The following is a 17,189-nucleotide window of genomic DNA, read 5'->3' on the forward strand; positions in this document are numbered from 1 at the left end:
CACGCCGATGCGCTTCATCCGTTCTTTGCTGCTGCTGATCTACTTTGTCCTGTTCACGGTGCCGTACGCGACCGCGTGCTTCATCGCGTTCCCATTCATGCGCGCCGCCAATCGCTACTGGATGGCTGCCGGCTGGTGCCGTGCAACGCTAACGACGGTGCGCTGGCTCAATGGCATCCGCTACCGGGTCGAAGGCTACGAGAACCTGCCCGATGGTCCGGCGGTGCTGCTGTCCAAGCATCAATCGGCATGGGAGACGCTGGCCTTTCCGGCGCTGATGCCACGGCCGCTGTGCTATGTGTTCAAGCGCGAGCTGCTGTACGTGCCGTTCTTCGGCTGGGCGCTCGGCATGCTGAAGATGGTTCACATCAATCGCAAGGAAGGCAAGTTCGCGTTCGAGTCGGTGATCAGGCAAGGCAAGGCCCGCATGACCGAAGGCGCGTGGATCATCATGTTTCCAGAAGGCACGCGCACGCCGACCGGCAAGCAGGGCAAGTACAAGACCGGCGGCGCGCGCTTCGCGATCGCCACCGGCGCCCCTGTCGTGCCGATCGCACACAATGCAGGACGCGTGTGGCCGCGCAACTCGTTCTTTAAATATGCGGGTATAGTCACGGTGTCGATCGGCAAGCCAATCGATACAACGGGGCTCACGCCCGACGAAGTGAACACGCGCGTCGAACAGTGGATCGAAGCTGAAATGCGCCGCATCGATCCAACTGCGTACCGCGCGGCGGACAGCAGTTCCGCCGCCGCACCAATCTGACGCGCCCGCGCCCTCGAAGGCGCATTGCGCGAAGCGAATCCGATGCAGAAGTCTCCTCCGTCGCAGCCCGCTGCGGCGCTCGACAACCGACAGCTCGACCTGCCGCTCTTCGCCGAGCCAGGGTCGACATCGTCGTCCCCTTCACCCTCCGCGCCGTCACCGGACTCATCCGCCGCGCAGCAGCCGGCCGTGCCGCTCGCCCCCGACGGCAGCAAGCTGCGCAGCCTCGCCATCGGCTCTCGCACGCTGCACTACGCGCTCAAACGTTCGGCTCGCCGCTCGATCGGCTTTGCGATCGACAGCAGCGGATTGACGATCACCGCGCCGCGCTGGGTCACGCTGACCGATATCGAAACCGCGATCACCGAAAAGCAGCGCTGGATTTTCGCGAAGCTGATCGAATGGCAAACGCGTGTCGAACAACGCGCACTGCCGAAGGTCGATTGGAAAGACGGCGCTGAAGTGCCATACCTCGGTCAGCCGGTGCGGGTGAAGCTCGGTTCGCCGCAAGGCACGCTGGCGTTCAGCGCGCACGACGCGGCGCTGCAAGTGCCGTTGCCGTTGCTGGCCGATCCGCAGCAGATCAAGGACCGCGTGCAAGGCTGGTTGCAGGGTGAAGCGAAGCGCCTGTTCGGCGAGCGCCTCGCCATTTACGCGGAGAAGCTCGGCGTCAACTACCGCGCGTATGCGCTCTCTTCAGCGGCGACGCGCTGGGGCAGTTGTTCGAGTGACGGCAAGATTCGATTGAACTGGCGGCTGATTCATTTCCCGCTCTCCATCATCGATTATGTCGTCGCGCACGAGCTTGCGCATTTGCGTGAAATGAATCACAGCCCGCGCTTCTGGCAAACGGTCGAATCGATTTTTCCGGAATTCCGCGAAGCGCGGCAGACGCTGAAGTCGCATCCGCCGGAATTGCTGCCGACGCTCTAAGATCTTCGCGCGTTGAAGCCGGCGCTTCGGCATGAAGCGCCGGGCGGTCTCATCAACGAGAAACTCCCATCGACAACCAGCGCCGGCCAACCGCGACGTCTTTGAATGAAGCAGGGACTATCGCTATTTGCCGATTGAGCCCGGTGGCCCAGCTACATCATTTCTTCTTCTGGATGAACTCGATCTTGTAGCCGTCCGGGTCCGTGACGAAAGCGATCACGGTGGTGCCGTGTTTCATCGGGCCGGCTTCGCGCACGACTGTACCGCCTTGAGCCTTGATCTTTTCGCACGCGGCATAGGCATCGTCGACCTCAACCGCGAGGTGTCCGAAGCCGGTGCCCAGATCGTATGAAGGCGTATCCCAGTTGTGCGTCAATTCGATGACAGTGCCATCGCGTTCGTCCGTATAGCCGACGAATGCCAGCGTGAATTTGCCCTCCGGATAGTCGTGGCGGCGCAGCAGTTTCATGCCCAGCAGATCGGTATAGAAGGCAATCGAACGGTCCAGGTCGCCGACCCGGAGCATGGTGTGAAGCAGGCGCATGATGCACTCCCTGTTGCGTGATAGCGAGACCGTCAATGTACCCGGAATCACGCGCTGCTGCAGCGCGCGGCACACGCGGCCCGGCACTCAGAACTGGTGCCGCAGGCCCGCCATCAAGCCGAGTTGTGTGCTCTTCTGCGCGAGTCCGATGCCATTGATGCCTTGCAGCTGCGCGCCGATCAGATCGCCGCGGTACTGCGCGTAATCGCCTTCGAGATAGACGTCGGTGCGTCTGGACAGGTTGTAGTCGACAACCAGTTGATACTGCCACGCCGAGCCGTCCTGTTTGGCGGTCTTGCCATCCTGCAACGTGCGCCAGATGTTCGCCGCAAAGTGCCACGTGTTGCCGACCTGCTGCGTGATGCCGCCCATGATCATCCGGCGCCGCGCGAAGTCCGTGTACTTGAGCGCGGCCAGCACGGGTGCGGAGAAGGGTCCGTTGGCGAAATTCGAAAAGCCCGCGTCGTTCTGATTGACGATGTAGCCGACCGAGAAGCGCGTGAGGTTCCACGTGTACGAGCCGCCGAAGGTCCACGCTTGCGCGGCCGCGCCGTTGACTGAATCCTTCGACTCCTGGTACGCGCCGCCCACGGTAAACGGACCGCCCGCCGGTCCATAAGCGGCGGCCGCGCCGATCTGACTGCCGTATGAGTTGCCCGCGTTGCCGCCGAACGCATAGCCGGCCGCGAAGCTGAAGCCGTTGAATCTCGCCTGATATTGCACCTGATTGCTGGTCCAGATGCCGCCCGTCATCGTCACTTCCGGCTGGAAGCTGAAATCGTACGGAATCCACCAGTTACTACCGTAGCCGCCCGCCGTGACGCCTTCGATCATCAAGTTGTACTGACGGCCCAGAATCACCTGGCCAAACGCATTCGAACGCACGCCCACCTGCGCTTCGTTGAAAAATGGCAGCGTGGGATCGCTCTGGCCGTTGTTGATGTTGAAACGATTTTCCAGTTTGAAGAAGGTAGACCAGCCGCCGCCCAGGTCTTCGACACCCTTCATACCCCAGCGACTCTGGGTCAGGCCGCCGAAACCGAGCCCGATCGACGAGTCGCCGGCCTTATTCACGTTGGTCAGATAGCGCACGCTTTCGTCGACCACACCGTAGAGCGTCACGCTCGATTGCGCGTGTGCCATTTGGCATCCTAATGAAGCCATCGCTACCGGCATCACCGCCGCCCACCTGCCTACGTTCTTCATGTCCTCTCCTCGTACCGGCTCCGCTGCGCGCGGCTGGGGTTCGTCGATGTAAGCGGTGCAGAATGTCCTGACGAAACGCTGATGTTCGAACCTTAGCGCGAAATGGCGGTGTCAAGGAATTCGTCTGCAGTAGGTGTTGTTAAGTGCGCAAAGCGCTTGCAGTGCGCAAGAAGCACGCGTAGAAGCCAGCAGCTTCGCTGGCTCTCGGTGCGGGTTTGCTATCGTATGGCTCTGGCTCGCCGCCCCGTCACCGCTTCGCCAATCTCACCACTACACCGCTAATGAGCACCACTACTCTGCCCGCACGTCGCGCCCTGGATAGCTTTGCGATTCTCTTGATGATCGGCTTGTGCGCGATCTGGGGACTCCAGCAAGTCGTGATCAAAACCACCAACGCGGCGCTGCCGCCAGTCTTTCAGGCGGGCTTGCGTTCGGCGATCGCGGCGGTGCTCGTGTGGGGTTGGGCGCGCTCACGCGGCACGCCGCTCTTTCGCAACGACGGCACGCTGGGCGCCGGCCTGCTCGCGGGCGTGCTGTTCGCGGCCGAGTTCGTCTGCATCTTTTTTGGCCTGACGCTGACCAGCGCGTCACGGATGGCGGTCTTTCTGTACACCGCGCCGTGCTTCACGGCGCTCGGCCTGCACTGGTTCGGCGGCGGCGAACGGATGCGGCGGATTCAATGGCTCGGTATCGTGGCGGCGTTCGTGGGCATCGGGCTGGCGTTTGCGGACGGTTTCCTCCACGGACCGGCGGCGCGCGGCTCGATGCTCGCGGGTGCGGCCGGCGACGCGCTCGGCGTGCTGGCCGGCATCGCGTGGGCTGCGACCACCGTGGTGGTACGCGGGTCGCGTCTCGCCCATTCGAGCGCCAGCAAGACGCTGTTCTATCAACTGGCGGTGTCCGCAGTGGTATTGCTGGCGCTTGCACTCGCGCTCGGCCAGGCACGCGTGGAAGCGGTCACGCCGCTCGCGTTGGCGAGCCTCGCGTATCAGGCGGTGGTGGTCGCGTTCGTCAGCTATCTGCTGTGGTTCTGGTTGCTGAGGCGTTATATCGCGTCGCGCCTGTCGGTGTTCTCGTTTCTCACGCCGCTGTTTGGCGTGACCTTCGGCGTGCTGCTGCTCGGCGAGTCGTTCAGCCCGCGCTTTCTGGCGGCCGGGGTGCTGGTGCTGACCGGCATCGCGCTAGTCAATGCACCGGCGCAGCGGCCTTCGCCTCGGGCGTGAGCAGTGTGGCGCGGGTGGTAACGAGGGCTTACGGTTTCGCCGCCACGATCTGCGCGACGCGCACGTATTCGGCAACCGGCACGTCTTCGGCGCGGCGTTGCAGATCGAAGCCAAGCGCGTCGAAATCGACCGAATCGCGATACGCCGCCAACGTGTTGCGCAGCATCTTGCGGCGTTGCGAGAACGCCGCCGTCACCACTTCGCCGAGCACGCGCTCATCGACGGGTAGCAGTTCATGCCGCTCGTATGGAATCATCCGCACGATTGCCGAATCGACCTTCGGCGGTGGCTGGAATGCTTCGGGCGGCACGTCGAGCTGCTTGTCGATCACGTAGCGGTATTGCAGCATCACCGACAGCCGGCTGAACGCCTTGGTGCCCGGCTCAGCGACCATCCGCTCGACCACTTCGTTTTGCAGCATGAAGTGCTGATCGATCACACGATCGGCGAACGACGCCAGATGAAACAGCAGCGGACTCGAAATGTTGTACGGCAGATTGCCGACGATGCGCAGCGACGCCTTCTCGCCAGGCGCAGCCAGCGAACCGAAATCGAACGCGAGCGCATCGCCCGCATGCAATTCGAGCAGGTCGCCGAATTTCGTCTTCAGACGGCCGATCAGATCGCGGTCCAGTTCGACCGCGTGCAACGGCGCTTCCGGCGTCGCAAGCCGTTCGATCAGCGGCTCGGTGAGCGCGCCGAGCCCCGGGCCGATTTCGACCATGCGCTCGCCGCGCTGCGGCCGGATCACGTCGACGATGGCATCGATCACGCCCATATCGACCAGAAAGTTCTGACCGAAACGCTTGCGCGCGAGATGGCCCTGGTGCCGGCCCTGTTGCTGTCTGCTGGTGGACATCGAAGAAACGCTAAGAAAGAGGACTGCTTGAGAAAAGAAAAGAAACACAGCGGAAACACAGCGGGAACACGCAGCGGCAACACGCGGCCGCAAGCGCGCCGCCCCGCCACCTGACTCAGCCCGCGCGGCGGTGCTGCGCCATCGACACCGCCGTGTCGATCGCCGCAATCAGGCTGCCCGCGTCGGCACGGCCGGTGCCGGCCAGATCGAGCGCGGTGCCGTGATCGACCGAGGTGCGGATGATCGGCAAGCCGAGCGTGACATTGATGCCTTCGCCGAAGGTGGCGTACTTCAGCACAGGCAGGCCCTGGTCGTGGAACATCGCCAGCACGCAGTCGGCCTGCTCCAGATAACGCGGCTGAAACAGCGTGTCGGCCGGATAGGGACCGCGTGCGTCGATGCCCTGATCGTTCGCGCGCTTCAACGCCGGCGTGATGACTTCGATTTCCTCGCGGCCCAGATAACCGTTTTCGCCCGCATGCGGGTTCAGCCCTGTCACGAGGATGCGCGGCGCCGGCAAGCCGAAGTGATGGCGCAAGTCGTGATCGATGATGCGCAGCGTCTCGACGAGGCCGTCGATCGACAGCGCGGCGGAGACGTCCTTGAGCGGCAGATGCGTGGTCGCGAGCGCGACGCGCAGCGGGCGTTTGCCGGTGCCGGCCAGCATCATCACCACGCGCGGCGTGTGGGTGCGCTCGGCCAGATATTCGGTGTGGCCGGTGAACGGCACGCCGGCATCGTTGATGGTGCTCTTCTGCAGCGGCGCGGTGACGATCGCGTCGAACGTGCCCGCTACCGCGCCGTCGATCGCGCTGTCGAGCAGATCGAGCACATAGCGGCCATTGGCGGCGTCCAGCTTGCCCGCCTGCGACGGCGCCCCGAGCGGCCGGTGCTCCACCTGCACGCGCTTGCCGTGCGCGAGCAGCGCGGCCCAATCGACACCGACCGCGTGCGCGCGCTCGGCAAGCAGACCGGCGTCGCCCAGCACGGTGAACTGTGCGGCGGGCCAGTGCGCCGCCGCTCCGGCCAGCGCCTGCGCGGTCAGCTCGGGGCCGACGCCGGCGGGCTCGCCGGTCGTGATCGCGATCTGCAACGGCAGGCTGGCAGGCTGGGCGGCGCGCGTCATGATGGTTATTGCAGGTTCGACAGCGTGGGTTTCACTTCGATGTAAGCGGTGTCGCGCAGTTCGCGCAGCCAGTCGGCGTAAGCCTGTTCCGCCTTGCGCTGACCGATTGCCTGGCGCGCCAGATCCATCTGCTGCGAAACCGAGCCTTCCGCTTCGCGACGGCCCAGCACCTGAATCAGGTGATAGCCGTATTCGCTGCGCACCGGGTCGCTGATCTGGCCGTCCTGCAGCGAGTTCATCGCCCGCTCGAACTCCGGCACCGTCTCGCCCGGGCTGATCCAGCCGAGGTCGCCGCCTTGCGACGACGAACCGTCCTGCGAGTAGGTGTGCGCGAACTTCGCGAAGTCACCGCCCGCGGCAACCTGGCTCTTGATGTCGAGCAGCCTCTGACGCGCTTGCGGTTCCGACGTGCCGTCGCCGACGCGCAGCAGAATATGGCGCACGTGCGTCTGCACGAGCTTCGGCGCATCCGAGCTGTTGCCCTGACCGACGCGGCGATCGACGAGACGCACGATCTCGAAACCGTCGTTGGTGCGGATCAGTTCCGGGCTGACTTCGCCGGGGCGCAGCGTCGCCGCAGCCTTGACGAATTCAGGCGGCAGCCTGGACGGCGCGACGAAACCCAGGTCGCCGCTGTTCTTCGCCGCGTCCGGCGCCTGCGAGCTGGACTTCGCGAGTTTTTCAAAGTTGGCGCCACCTTTGGCTTCGGCCAACAGTGCCTGCGCCTTCTGCTGCGCCGCCTCGATGTCGGTCTGCGACGCGTTCAGCGGCGCCTTCACGAAAATGTGCTGGATATGCAGGTCGCTCGTCTGGCCGGCGTTCGGGCCACGCTGACTGGCGATGTAGTTCGCGACCTCGGCGTCCGTCACCGTGATCTTGCTGTCCACTTCCTTCTCGCGCAGACGCGACAGCGTCAACTCGGTGCGCGCGTCGCTCGTGAAGGTGGTCCAGGGCACGCCTTGCGCCTCAATCCGCGCACGGTACATTTCCAACGACATGTTGTTCGCCTGCGCGAGACGTTCGAGCGTTTTCTGCACGGTGGCGTCGTCGATGGTGATGCCGTCTTCCTTCGCCTTCTGCAACTGGATGCGCTCCAGCACCATCTGGTTCAGCACCTGCTGGCGCAGCTGATCCATCGGCGGGACCGGCGCGTTCTGCTGATTCAGCCGGCGCGTGATCAGGCTGATGCGCTCATCGAGTTCGCGCCGCGTGATGACACCGTTGTTGACCACTGCGGCGATGGTGTCGACGGTCTGGCCGCCACCGCCGCCCAGCGCCTGCGCCTGAACCGGCGCGACCGACAGGAAAGACGCCGCAGCGACGAGACCCGCCCCAAGCGTTGCCAAGCTAAGCTTTTTCATGATTGCCACAGATACTCCAATGATGTCGGGCACGCCTGGCCCGTCTTTTCGCATTCCAAGAATGATCGGGCGAACGTCATTCGTAATTGGTGAAACGCGATTCCGGTGGCGGCGGTGGCGGCAACGGCGTATAGCCCGCCACGCTGTTGCGGAACGCAGTCATCAGCCCGTTGTCGACGCTCGACAGCCCCTTGAACGTCAACTGCGCAAGGAACCGCGTGCTCGACTGATTCTGCCCCGAGGTGTTCACGCCGTTCGCATAGCGCTGGATGCCGGCGCCGAGCGTCCAGCAGTCGGCGTCGTATTGCATGCCGACCAGACCGTCGACGATCCGGTGCCCGTTCAGGTCGTAATTGAGGCGGCCCACCCCGTACACCCGATGCGTCAGCGGCCATTGCCCGGAAATCACTATCTGGTTGATCGGCTGGTTGTCCAGCGTGGTGTTCGCCCGCGTGTAGCGATACCCGACGTTGAGCACCTTGCCGGTAGCCGGACTAAACCCGAAGCCGACACTCGTCTTCACGAGCTGGTTGTTGTCGGCATTATATTGGAACGCCGTTTCCGACGCGAAACCGGCGCCAAGCTTGATCGCCGCACCGGCGATCAGGTCCGAGTGCGTGGCCTGCGTGCTGGTCTGGCCCGGCTGCAGCGTGACGCGCTGATCCTGGAAGAAGTACTGCTGCGCGATCACGAAGCGCGCTCGTTCGTCGCCCGAGGCCGGGTTGATGAAGCGCGTGGTGATCGCCGCGGTCAGACGGTTCGCGTCGGCGATCCGGTCGTTACCGACGAAGGTGTTCGGCTGGAAAATCTCCGCCAGACCGAAGTCGGATTCGGCGGTGTCGAACAACGGCGCGTTGTTCTGGTTGTAATACGGCGTGTACACGTAGTACAGGCGCGGCTCCAGCGTCTGGATGAAATCCGCGCCGAACACCCGCACCGAGCGCTCGAATATCAGCCCCGTATCGAAAGTAAACGTCGGAATCGATTCGGTGAAATTCTTCGGCGTGCCGGCCGCGATGTCCTGAGTGCTGAGGTTGTTCAGGTTGTACGACGCGAAGTGCCATTGCACCTTCGGCGTGACGAAGTAACCCGGCCCGACCACCGAATACGACACGTACGGATTGAACAGCACCCGCTGACCCTGGGTCATGTCCGCGGTGGTGATGCGGAAATTCGTGTAGTCGGCTTCGGCGCCGAAGTCGAAGCCGCCGACGTTGTACTTCGCGTACTTCACATTCAACTGCGGCTCACGCCCATATGGCGCGACCGAGGGCTCCAAAGTCTGCCAGTGCTGTTCACGCGCAAGCACCGACCACGGACCGTTGTTGTAGGTCAACCCTGCTTCCTGCTGATACAGGAGCTGGGTACCGTTCATGAACTGGTTGACCGACGACGACAGGTCTTGCGGATACGTGTTATCCGAAACCTTGTTGTAGTAGATGTACCCGCCGAACCCGTTGCCGAAGTTCTGGTTGTGCTGGATGTACAGCGCGTAGCGGTTGGTCTTGGTCAGACGGTCGTCCGGCAGGAACTCACCGGTGATCGAGCCGGAGTAAGTGGGCGACAGATAGCGGAACGTGCTCTGCAGCTGCACACCGCGCTTGGAGATCAGCCGCGGCGTGAGCGTCAGATCGCGATTCGGCGCGATGTTGAAGTAATACGGCACCGACAGTTCGACGCCGTTCGTCGAACTCAGCGAGAAGGTAGGCGGCAACAGCCCGCTGCGCCGGTCGCCCGACAGCGGAAACGACAGCCACGGCGACGCGAACACCGGCACGCCCTGGAAGAACAGCACGCTGTTGTACGCGACGCCTTCGTCCGCGCCGGTATCGAAGTCGAACTCGCTGCCCTTGATGTACCAGGCCGGGTTGTCCGTGCACGCGCACGCCGTGTAGGTGCCCCTCGTGAACACCGAACGTTCGTAGTCGAGCACGTCGACGCGCTCCGCGCTGCCCGAGCCGCCCGTCAGGTTGAAGTGGTACTTCGGCGCGGTCATGAAGCCTTCGGTCGAATCCACGCGCATATGCGCTTCCGGACCGATGAACGTATTGCCGCTGTTGATCACGTGGACCTGGCCGTACGCGTCGGCCATGTCCGTGTCCTGATCGTAATGCAGCGCGTCTGCCTTGATCACAGCCGTATTGCGGCGCACCTCGGCCGAGCCCTTGGCCGCCAGATCCTGGTCGATGGTGCCGCTGGCGCTGTCGCCGAGCACGAAGGTGGCCGGCCTCTGACCCGTACGCAGCGGATGATCCTCGAGCTGCGGCGCGAGCTGCATGCCCCAGGGCGCGTCGATGGGTTGCGGCTGCGCGGCTTCCCCCACCAACTGGGCGTGCGCAAGCGCGGGCATCAGGCCCGGAGCGGCGATCAACGCCGCGGCGAGCCGCCTTTTGCGCGGTACGACGGCACAAGAGGGAGTCGGAAGGGAAGGCTTTCTAGGCGGCATGTATCGATTGGCGAATCGGCCCGTCGGTCAGCTTCTGCAGTCACGGTCCACCGCCTGCGCACCCCGACCGTGACTGTCGGCTGCACATCACGATTTACAATCTGTCGAACGATGCGGCGGGCGGTAAAGCGCAACACGCGTAAGCTGGCGCGAGTCGCGTCAAAAAAGTCGTGGGGTATTATATGGCAAGACGTTGCCCCTCTGAATTTGCCGCCGGTTTTCATGACGCTGCCCTCTTCCCAAGACATCACCCAAGACTCCACCGACAGCCGCCTCGAACTGCTCAAAGCCTGGCTGCAAGGCCACGCGGCGCACTATGCGCTCGAGCTCGACACGCTTGTTCCCGCTTCGTCCGACGCCAGTTTCCGGCGCTATTTCCGCCTCGCCGGTAAGGCGCCGGAAGGCGAAAGCACCGGCACGCTGATCGCAGTCGATGCCCCGCCGCCCGAAAAGTGCCGCGAATTCGTGCAAATCGCGCAGTTGCTCGCCGCCGCCGGCGTGCATGTGCCGCGCGTGCTGGAGGTCGATTTCGACGCCGGGCTGATGCTGGTCACCGATCTGGGCACCGAGTCGTACCTCGGCGCACTGACCGGCGCGCAGAACGGCAACGACCCGCGCCGCGCACGCACGCTGATGCGCGACGCGCTCGATGCGCTGATCCGCTGGCAGTCGAGCTCGCGCGAAAACGTGCTGCCGCCATTCGACGAAGCGTTCCTGCGCCGCGAGCTGGAGCTGATGCCGGAGTGGTTCATCGGCCGGCACCTCGCCCGCGAGGTCGACGAGAAGACGCGCGGGGTGCTCGATCGCACCTTCGCGCTGCTGATCGCGAGCGCACGCGCGCAACCGCAAGTGTTCATGCTGCGCGATTTCATGCCGCGCAACCTGATGATCACCGCCGCACCCAACCCGCTCAACCCCGGCGTGCTGGACTTCCAGGACGCGGTCTACGGCCCGATCACGTACGATGTCGCTTCGCTGCTGCGCGACGCGTTCATCGGCTGGGACGAGGAGTTCGAGCTGGATTGCTTCGCGTACTACTGGGAGCGGGCGAAAAAGACGGGCCTGCCGGTCGATGCGGATTTCGGCGAGTTCTATCGCCAGCTCGAATGGATGGGACTACAGCGGCACATCAAGGTGCTCGGCCTGTTCTGCCGGATCAACTACCGCGACGGCAAGGCGCATTACATGAAGGATCTGCCGCGTTTCATCGGCTATGCGCGCAAGGTCGGCGAACGCTACGCGCCGCTGCGTCCGTTCGCGAAACTGCTCGACGATCTCGAAGGCCGCGCGAATGAAGTCGGCTACACCTTCTGACCGATGACGATGCCTTTGAAGAAAGCGATGATTTTCGCCGCGGGCCGCGGCGAACGCATGCGTCCGTTGACCGACGCGTGCCCCAAGCCGCTGCTCGAAGTGGGCGGCAAACCATTGATCGTCTGGCAGATCGAGCGGCTTGCCGGGGCCGGCTTCCAGACCATCGTGATCAACCATGCTTGGCTCGGCGAGCAGATCGAGGCCACGCTCGGCGACGGTTCACGCTGGCAGGTTCAATTGCGCTACTCGCCGGAGCGTGAGGCACTGGAGACCGCGGGCGGCATCGTGCAAGCATTGCCGCTGCTGGAGGACGACGGCGCAAGCGAAGTGTTCGTGGCGGTCGCCGGCGACGTCTATGCCGATTTCGACTACGCCGCATTGCATGCGCGTGCCGACGCACTGAAGGCGCGGCCCGAGCCGGGCATGCATCTGGTGATGGTGCCGAACCCGGCGTTCCATCCGCGCGGCGACTTCGGTCTGGTCGATGGCGTGCTGTCGCTCGACGCGCAGCCGCGCTTCACGTTCGGCAGCATCGGACTCTACGACTCGCGCATGTTCCGCGATGTGCCGCGCGGCACCCGGCGCGCGCTCACGCCTTACTACAGCGAGACGATTGCGCGCGCTCGCGCGAGCGGCGAGCTGTATGAGGGCCTGTGGGAGAACGTCGGGACGTCGGCGCAATTGCAGGCGCTGGATCAGCGATTGAGCGCGCGCTGAGAGCAAAGCGCGGCGGCAACACCATGCATGCGGCCGCGTCTGGCATTCGCTGACAGGGCCGCCATAGCACGCGCTCCACGCAACCGGCCTCGCCTCCAGCGAGCGAACGACCGGCACGCGGCCCGCTCACCGGCCGCCGTCCCCCGCGCCCACCGTGTCCACCGGCTCCGGTTGCGCCGCCGCGCGCTGCTGCAACGCCCACATCTGCGCGAACAGGCCGTTCGCGCGCAGCAAGTCCGCGTGCGTGCCGCGCTCGACGATGCGCCCCTTGTCCATCACGATGATCTGCTGCGCGTGCACCACCGTCGACAGCCGGTGCGCGATGATCAACGTGGTGCGCTCGCGGGCGATCTGATCGAGCTCGTGCTGAATCGCGCGCTCGGAACGCGAATCGAGCGCGGAAGTCGCTTCGTCGAACAGCAGGATCGGCGGGTTCTTCAGGATGGTCCGCGCAATCGCCACGCGTTGCTTTTCACCGCCGGACAATTTCAGGCCACGCTCGCCGACCGACGTCTCATAGCCCTTCGGCAGCCCTTCGATGAACTCGTGGATATGCGCGGCGCGCGCCGCCGCGATCACTTCTTCACGCGTCGCCGACGGCTGGCCGTACGCGATGTTGTAGTAGATCGAATCGTTGAACAGCACCGTATCCTGCGGCACGATGCCGATCGACGCGCGCAACGAAGCCTGCGTGACATCGCGAATATCCTGACCGTCGATGACGATCGCGCCGCCCGTCGCGCGGTCCAGATCGTAGAAGCGGAACATCAGCCGCGCGAGCGTCGATTTGCCCGAGCCGCTATGGCCGACCACCGCTGTCGTGGTGCCCGCCGCGATCGTGAAGCTCACGTCGTGCAGGATCTGACGCGCCGGTTCATACGCGAAGTTCACGCGCTCGAAGCGCACCTGCGCACCGCTCACTTCCAGCGCCGGCGCATCAGGGAGGTCAGGCACTTCCTGGGTCGCGCCGAGCAGCGTGAACATGCGGTCCATGTCGGTGAGACTCTGCTTCAGCTCGCGATACACGACGCCAAGGAAATTCAGTGGAATATACAGCTGCAACATGAACGTGTTGATCAGCACCAGGTCGCCGAGCGTGAGGCGTCCGGCCATCACGCCCTGCGTCGCGCGCCACAGAATGAACACCAGTCCCGTGCCGATGATCGCCTGCTGGCCGAAGTTCAGCGCCGACAGCGAACGCTGCGACTTGATCGCCGCCGTGCGATAGCGCTTGAGGTTTTCGTCGTAGCGGCTCGCTTCCCATCCTTCGTTGCCGAAGTACTTGACGGTCTCGTAGTTGAGCAGCGAATCGATCGCGCGTGAATTCGCCTTCGAATCGAGCTCGTTCATCGTGCGGCGAAAATGCGTGCGCCACTCGGTGACCTTCACGGTGAAGACGATATACACCGCGAGCGCGATGAACGTGACGATCGCGTAATACGCCTCGTATTTGACGACGAAAAAGCCGAGCACGAGGCCGACTTCGACCAGCGTCGGCAGGATGCTGTACAGCGAATAGGAGATCAGTTGCGTGATGCCGCGCGTGCCGCGTTCGATGTCGCGCGACATGCCGCCCGTTTGCCGTTCGAGATGAAAGCGCAACGACAGCGAGTGCAAATGGCGAAACACCTTCAGCGCCAGTTGCCGCACCGCGTTCTCGGTCACTTTCGAAAACAGGATCTCGCGCAGTTCGGTGAAGAGCGACGTGGACAGCCGCACCACCGCATACGCGACCACCAGCAGGCCCATCCCGCCCAGCAGCACGATGCCGGGCGCGTCGTGCGCGCGGCCGAGCGCGGTCAGATGCTGCACCGACGCGAGGCCGTCGACGATACGTTTCATCACGATCGGCACACCGAGATTGGCAATCTTGGCGCCGATCAGGCAAGCCAGCGCGAATCCGACCCGCCACTTATAGGTGGCGAGGTACGGCAGCAGCGACAGGATCGTTTGCCAGTCGTTGCGAGGCTGGGTGGAAATCGGCGAGGGTTCGGACGAAGGCGAGCGGCGCATGGGAATCGGCTGGGGAGAGTGTGGAATGCCGGAGTTCGCAGCGGCGCGCCGACCATCCCATGCCGACCCGGCACACGGCTGATGATCGGGCGACCCGGCTGGGCGCTTTCCCGTACAATTCCTGATCTTTCTATTGTCGCAGAAGCCGGCTGGCGCCGCTTTCCATGGGCTGTCCCGGCGGTTGGTTGCAGGCGGGTCGTGAGGCCGGCTCGTACCGCTGACCGGTACGTCGTCGTGAATTGCGCGCCTGCTGGTCGAAGCGACCGAGCCAATCCGTTTCTCGAGGGTGCCCCGATGTCCGATCTTCTTCAACTTCCGTCCAAGCCCTGTGCGCTGCGCGTCATGCCGCAACCGTCGGACGCGAATGTCCACGGCGACGTGTTCGGCGGCTGGATCATGGCGCAGGTGGATATTGCCGGCTCGATTCCGGCGAGCCGCCGCGCCAACGGGCGGGTGGCGACCATCGCGGTCAATTCGTTCGTGTTCAAACAGCCGGTGTTCGTCGGCGATCTGCTGAGCTTCTACGCGGATATCGTCAAGACGGGCAATACGTCGGTGACGGTGTCGGTCGAGGTTTACGCGCAGCGCATGAGCCTCGCCGAAGACCTCGTGAAGGTCACCGAGGCGATCCTCACCTACGTCGCCACCGACAGCGACCGTCGCCCGCGTGCGTTGCCCGTGCTCGACTGAGCGGCCAAAGTGCCCGCACGACGAAAACGAGGCGCGCTGGCGCCTCGTTCCGTTTCATGCGCGGGCTTAGGCGCGGGTTTCGGCGCGGGTTTATGCGCAGCGCCGCAAACCGGCCGCATCCATCACGCCACACGAACCGACGCCGCCGCCGAACCGCTGCTGCGCAGATAAGCGTCGACCTCGCCTTCGATCCACTGCGCGAAATGCGCCTGGCGAGCGTTGAGCACGTCGCGCTGCTGCCACACGAGCCAGTACGGAAAGCGGTATGGCACGCCGATATCGGTGATCTGTACCAGCGCGTGCTGCGCGAGCGCATGCGCGACCAGACTGCGCCGTTCGAGCGCAATGCCCTGACCGAGCAGCACCGCGCCGATCACGATGTTCGAATCGTTGGCCGACAGCACCACCGCGTCGGCCGGCGGCGGCTCCACCTGCGCCGCCCGGCACCAGTCGGCCCACGGCGCGTCGGGGCTCGCGATCAGCGGGCAGGCGACCACCTCCTCGGCGCTCACCGGCAAGCGGCCATTCGGCGCGAGCGCGAAATGCGGCGCCGCGACCACCACCATGTCGTCGTCGAACAGCTTCTGTTGCGCGACGTCGGGCCAATGCCCCTGCCCCATCCGAATGCCGATGTCGCTCACGCCCTGGCGAAAATCCTCGACCTGCAGACTGGTCAAGAGACGCACCCGATAGTACGGGTGCACCTCGCGAAAGCTTGCGAGGCGCGGCACCAGCCAATGCTGCGCGAACGACGGCACGGTCGAGATCACCAGCTCGCTTTCGTGCGGGCGCGCTTGCGCGCGGCGCGTGGCCTGGGTGATGTCGCGCAGCGCAGCGCGTATGTCGAGCGCGTACAGGCGCCCTTCCTCGGTGAGCCGCAGCCCGCGCGCCTCGCGCACGAACAGCGCGACGCCCATCGTGTCTTCCAGCACCTTGATCTGCTGGCTCACCGCCGAGTGAGTCACGTGCAATTCTCGCGCGGCCTGGGTGACACCGCCGAGGCGAGCAACGGCCTCGAAGCAGCGCAGCGCGGTTAAAGGCGGGATCGGTTTCATGTAAGAAATTCTGACGCAAATCGTCGGTAATTGTCGCTTTTTTTGCGGCGCGGAGATGCTTAAGCTATCGGTCTGACGTGCGACAAGCCGTGCCGACAGCGAAACGCTGCAGTGCATCGACCTAGGCGCGCGATGATAGAACTTCTAACGGGAATCAAATGAAACTGATCGGAATGCTCGACTCGCCCTACGTGCGCCGGGTTGCTATCTGCCTCAAGTTGCTGAAAGTCGACTTCGAACACGAGTCGATCTCGGTGTTCCGCACCTACGACCAATTCGCGAAGATCAACCCGGTCGTCAAGGCGCCGACGCTGATCGTCGACGATGGCCGCTCCGTGATGGACTCGACGGTGATTCTCCAGTATCTCGCGACGCTCGCCGGTCCCGGGCAACGACTCTTTTCCACGCGCCCGGACGACGCGTTGCGCGCCGCCCATCTCACCGGCCTCGCGCTCGCGGCGTCGGAGAAGACCGTGCAGATCGTCTACGAACGCAATCTGCGGCCGGCCGACAAGCAGCACGAGCCGTGGGTCGAGCGCGTGCGCGCGCAACTGCTGGCCGCCTACGCCGAACTCGAACGCGACCTGGCCACAGTCGCGCTGCCGGTCGACGAGCAACAGCTCGACGCGGCGGACGTCACCGTGGCGGTCGCCTGGCGTTTCACGCAGATGATGCTGCCGCAGATCGTCGACCAAGTGGCGTACCCGCACTTGCAGGCGTTTTCCGCGTCGGCGGAGAAGTTGCCGGTGTTCGTGGCTACGCCGCCGGTTTGAGCGCGGCGGTTAGCGCGTATTCAGGCGCTGTATGAGCCGGCGCTGTATGAGCGCGGCGTATGGCGCGTGTAGCAGGGCATTGCTCTGTGTCGCGGCATGTTGCGCCATGTCGCGCCATGTTGCGCAATCTCGCCGCGACGTCGCCCTATCCTGTCTACTGCAC

General features: G+C 64.2%; 15 protein-coding genes. 7 read left to right on the forward strand and 8 right to left on the reverse strand.

Annotation, left to right across the window (positions count from 1 at the left end):
* Positions 1-7: 7 nt before the first annotated feature.
* Together BN2475_RS02765 and BN2475_RS02770 are read left to right on the forward strand one after the other, a co-directional pair.
* Positions 8-766 carry a lysophospholipid acyltransferase family protein gene (locus tag BN2475_RS02765; protein WP_094778115.1) on the forward strand — a complete coding sequence of 253 codons (759 nt, stop codon included), beginning with the start codon at positions 8-10 and terminating at the stop codon, positions 764-766.
* 42 nt (positions 767-808) lie between these two features.
* Positions 809-1,699 (forward strand): M48 family metallopeptidase, encoded by an 891-nt coding sequence (locus tag BN2475_RS02770; protein WP_094778116.1) that lies wholly within the window; start codon positions 809-811, stop codon positions 1,697-1,699.
* Between the two features lie 157 nt (positions 1,700-1,856).
* Here the strand turns inward: BN2475_RS02770 and gloA are convergent, their stop codons facing one another.
* Both gloA and BN2475_RS02780 read right to left on the reverse strand, forming a co-directional pair.
* Positions 1,857-2,243 carry a lactoylglutathione lyase gene (gene gloA / locus BN2475_RS02775; protein WP_094778117.1) on the reverse strand — a complete coding sequence of 129 codons (387 nt, stop codon included), beginning with the start codon at positions 2,241-2,243 and terminating at the stop codon, positions 1,857-1,859.
* 87 nt (positions 2,244-2,330) lie between these two features.
* Positions 2,331-3,449: a porin gene (locus BN2475_RS02780; RefSeq protein ID WP_094778054.1), complete on the reverse strand. Its 1,119-nt coding sequence runs from the start codon at positions 3,447-3,449 to the stop codon at positions 2,331-2,333.
* A gap of 281 nt (positions 3,450-3,730) precedes the next feature.
* Here BN2475_RS02780 and BN2475_RS02785 point away from each other — a divergent pair, with 281 nt between their 5' ends.
* Positions 3,731-4,672, forward strand: coding sequence for a DMT family transporter (locus tag BN2475_RS02785; protein WP_094778055.1), 942 nt, complete (start codon positions 3,731-3,733; stop codon positions 4,670-4,672).
* 28 nt (positions 4,673-4,700) lie between these two features.
* On the opposite strand, the gene rsmA is transcribed toward BN2475_RS02785, so the two are convergent.
* The 4 genes from rsmA to BN2475_RS02805 all read right to left on the reverse strand — a co-directional run bounded on the left by rsmA (position 4,701) and on the right by BN2475_RS02805 (position 10,464).
* Positions 4,701-5,531, reverse strand: coding sequence for a 16S rRNA (adenine(1518)-N(6)/adenine(1519)-N(6))-dimethyltransferase RsmA (rsmA, locus tag BN2475_RS02790; RefSeq protein ID WP_094778056.1), 831 nt, complete (start codon positions 5,529-5,531; stop codon positions 4,701-4,703).
* Between the two features lie 115 nt (positions 5,532-5,646).
* The gene (gene pdxA, locus BN2475_RS02795) at positions 5,647-6,657 is read right to left on the reverse strand and encodes a 4-hydroxythreonine-4-phosphate dehydrogenase PdxA (protein WP_094778057.1); all 1,011 of its coding nucleotides are present in this window, start codon (positions 6,655-6,657) and stop codon (positions 5,647-5,649) included.
* A gap of 5 nt (positions 6,658-6,662) precedes the next feature.
* The gene (locus BN2475_RS02800) at positions 6,663-8,027 is read right to left on the reverse strand and encodes a peptidylprolyl isomerase (RefSeq protein WP_094778058.1); all 1,365 of its coding nucleotides are present in this window, start codon (positions 8,025-8,027) and stop codon (positions 6,663-6,665) included.
* A gap of 67 nt (positions 8,028-8,094) precedes the next feature.
* Complete coding sequence (locus BN2475_RS02805) at positions 8,095-10,464, reverse strand: LPS-assembly protein LptD (protein WP_094778059.1); 2,370 nt, start codon at positions 10,462-10,464, stop codon at positions 8,095-8,097.
* Between the two features lie 222 nt (positions 10,465-10,686).
* Between BN2475_RS02805 and BN2475_RS02810 the strand changes: the two genes are divergently transcribed.
* Complete coding sequence (locus BN2475_RS02810; protein WP_094778060.1) at positions 10,687-11,778, forward strand: aminoglycoside phosphotransferase family protein; 1,092 nt, start codon at positions 10,687-10,689, stop codon at positions 11,776-11,778.
* Positions 11,779-11,781: 3 nt separating this feature from the next.
* Complete coding sequence (gene murU, locus BN2475_RS02815; RefSeq protein ID WP_094778061.1) at positions 11,782-12,495, forward strand: N-acetylmuramate alpha-1-phosphate uridylyltransferase MurU; 714 nt, start codon at positions 11,782-11,784, stop codon at positions 12,493-12,495.
* A gap of 126 nt (positions 12,496-12,621) precedes the next feature.
* Here the strand turns inward: murU and BN2475_RS02820 are convergent, their stop codons facing one another.
* Entirely contained in the window at positions 12,622-14,508 is a 1,887-nt protein-coding gene (locus BN2475_RS02820) for an ABCB family ABC transporter ATP-binding protein/permease (protein ID WP_094778062.1), read from the reverse strand.
* A gap of 294 nt (positions 14,509-14,802) precedes the next feature.
* Between BN2475_RS02820 and BN2475_RS02825 the strand changes: the two genes are divergently transcribed.
* Positions 14,803-15,198: an acyl-CoA thioesterase gene (locus BN2475_RS02825; protein ID WP_094778063.1), complete on the forward strand. Its 396-nt coding sequence runs from the start codon at positions 14,803-14,805 to the stop codon at positions 15,196-15,198.
* 122 nt (positions 15,199-15,320) lie between these two features.
* Here BN2475_RS02825 and BN2475_RS02830 read toward each other — a convergent pair whose 3' ends face one another.
* Positions 15,321-16,253, reverse strand: a complete 933-nt coding sequence (locus tag BN2475_RS02830; RefSeq protein ID WP_094778064.1) for a LysR substrate-binding domain-containing protein — start codon at positions 16,251-16,253, stop codon at positions 15,321-15,323.
* Positions 16,254-16,411: 158 nt separating this feature from the next.
* Between BN2475_RS02830 and BN2475_RS02835 the strand changes: the two genes are divergently transcribed.
* Positions 16,412-17,026, forward strand: a complete 615-nt coding sequence (locus BN2475_RS02835; protein WP_094778065.1) for a glutathione S-transferase — start codon at positions 16,412-16,414, stop codon at positions 17,024-17,026.
* The last annotated feature ends 163 nt before the right edge of the window (positions 17,027-17,189 follow it).

The sequence above is a fragment of the Paraburkholderia ribeironis genome, assembly GCF_900019265.1.
In the GTDB taxonomy this organism is placed as follows: domain Bacteria; phylum Pseudomonadota; class Gammaproteobacteria; order Burkholderiales; family Burkholderiaceae; genus Paraburkholderia; species Paraburkholderia ribeironis.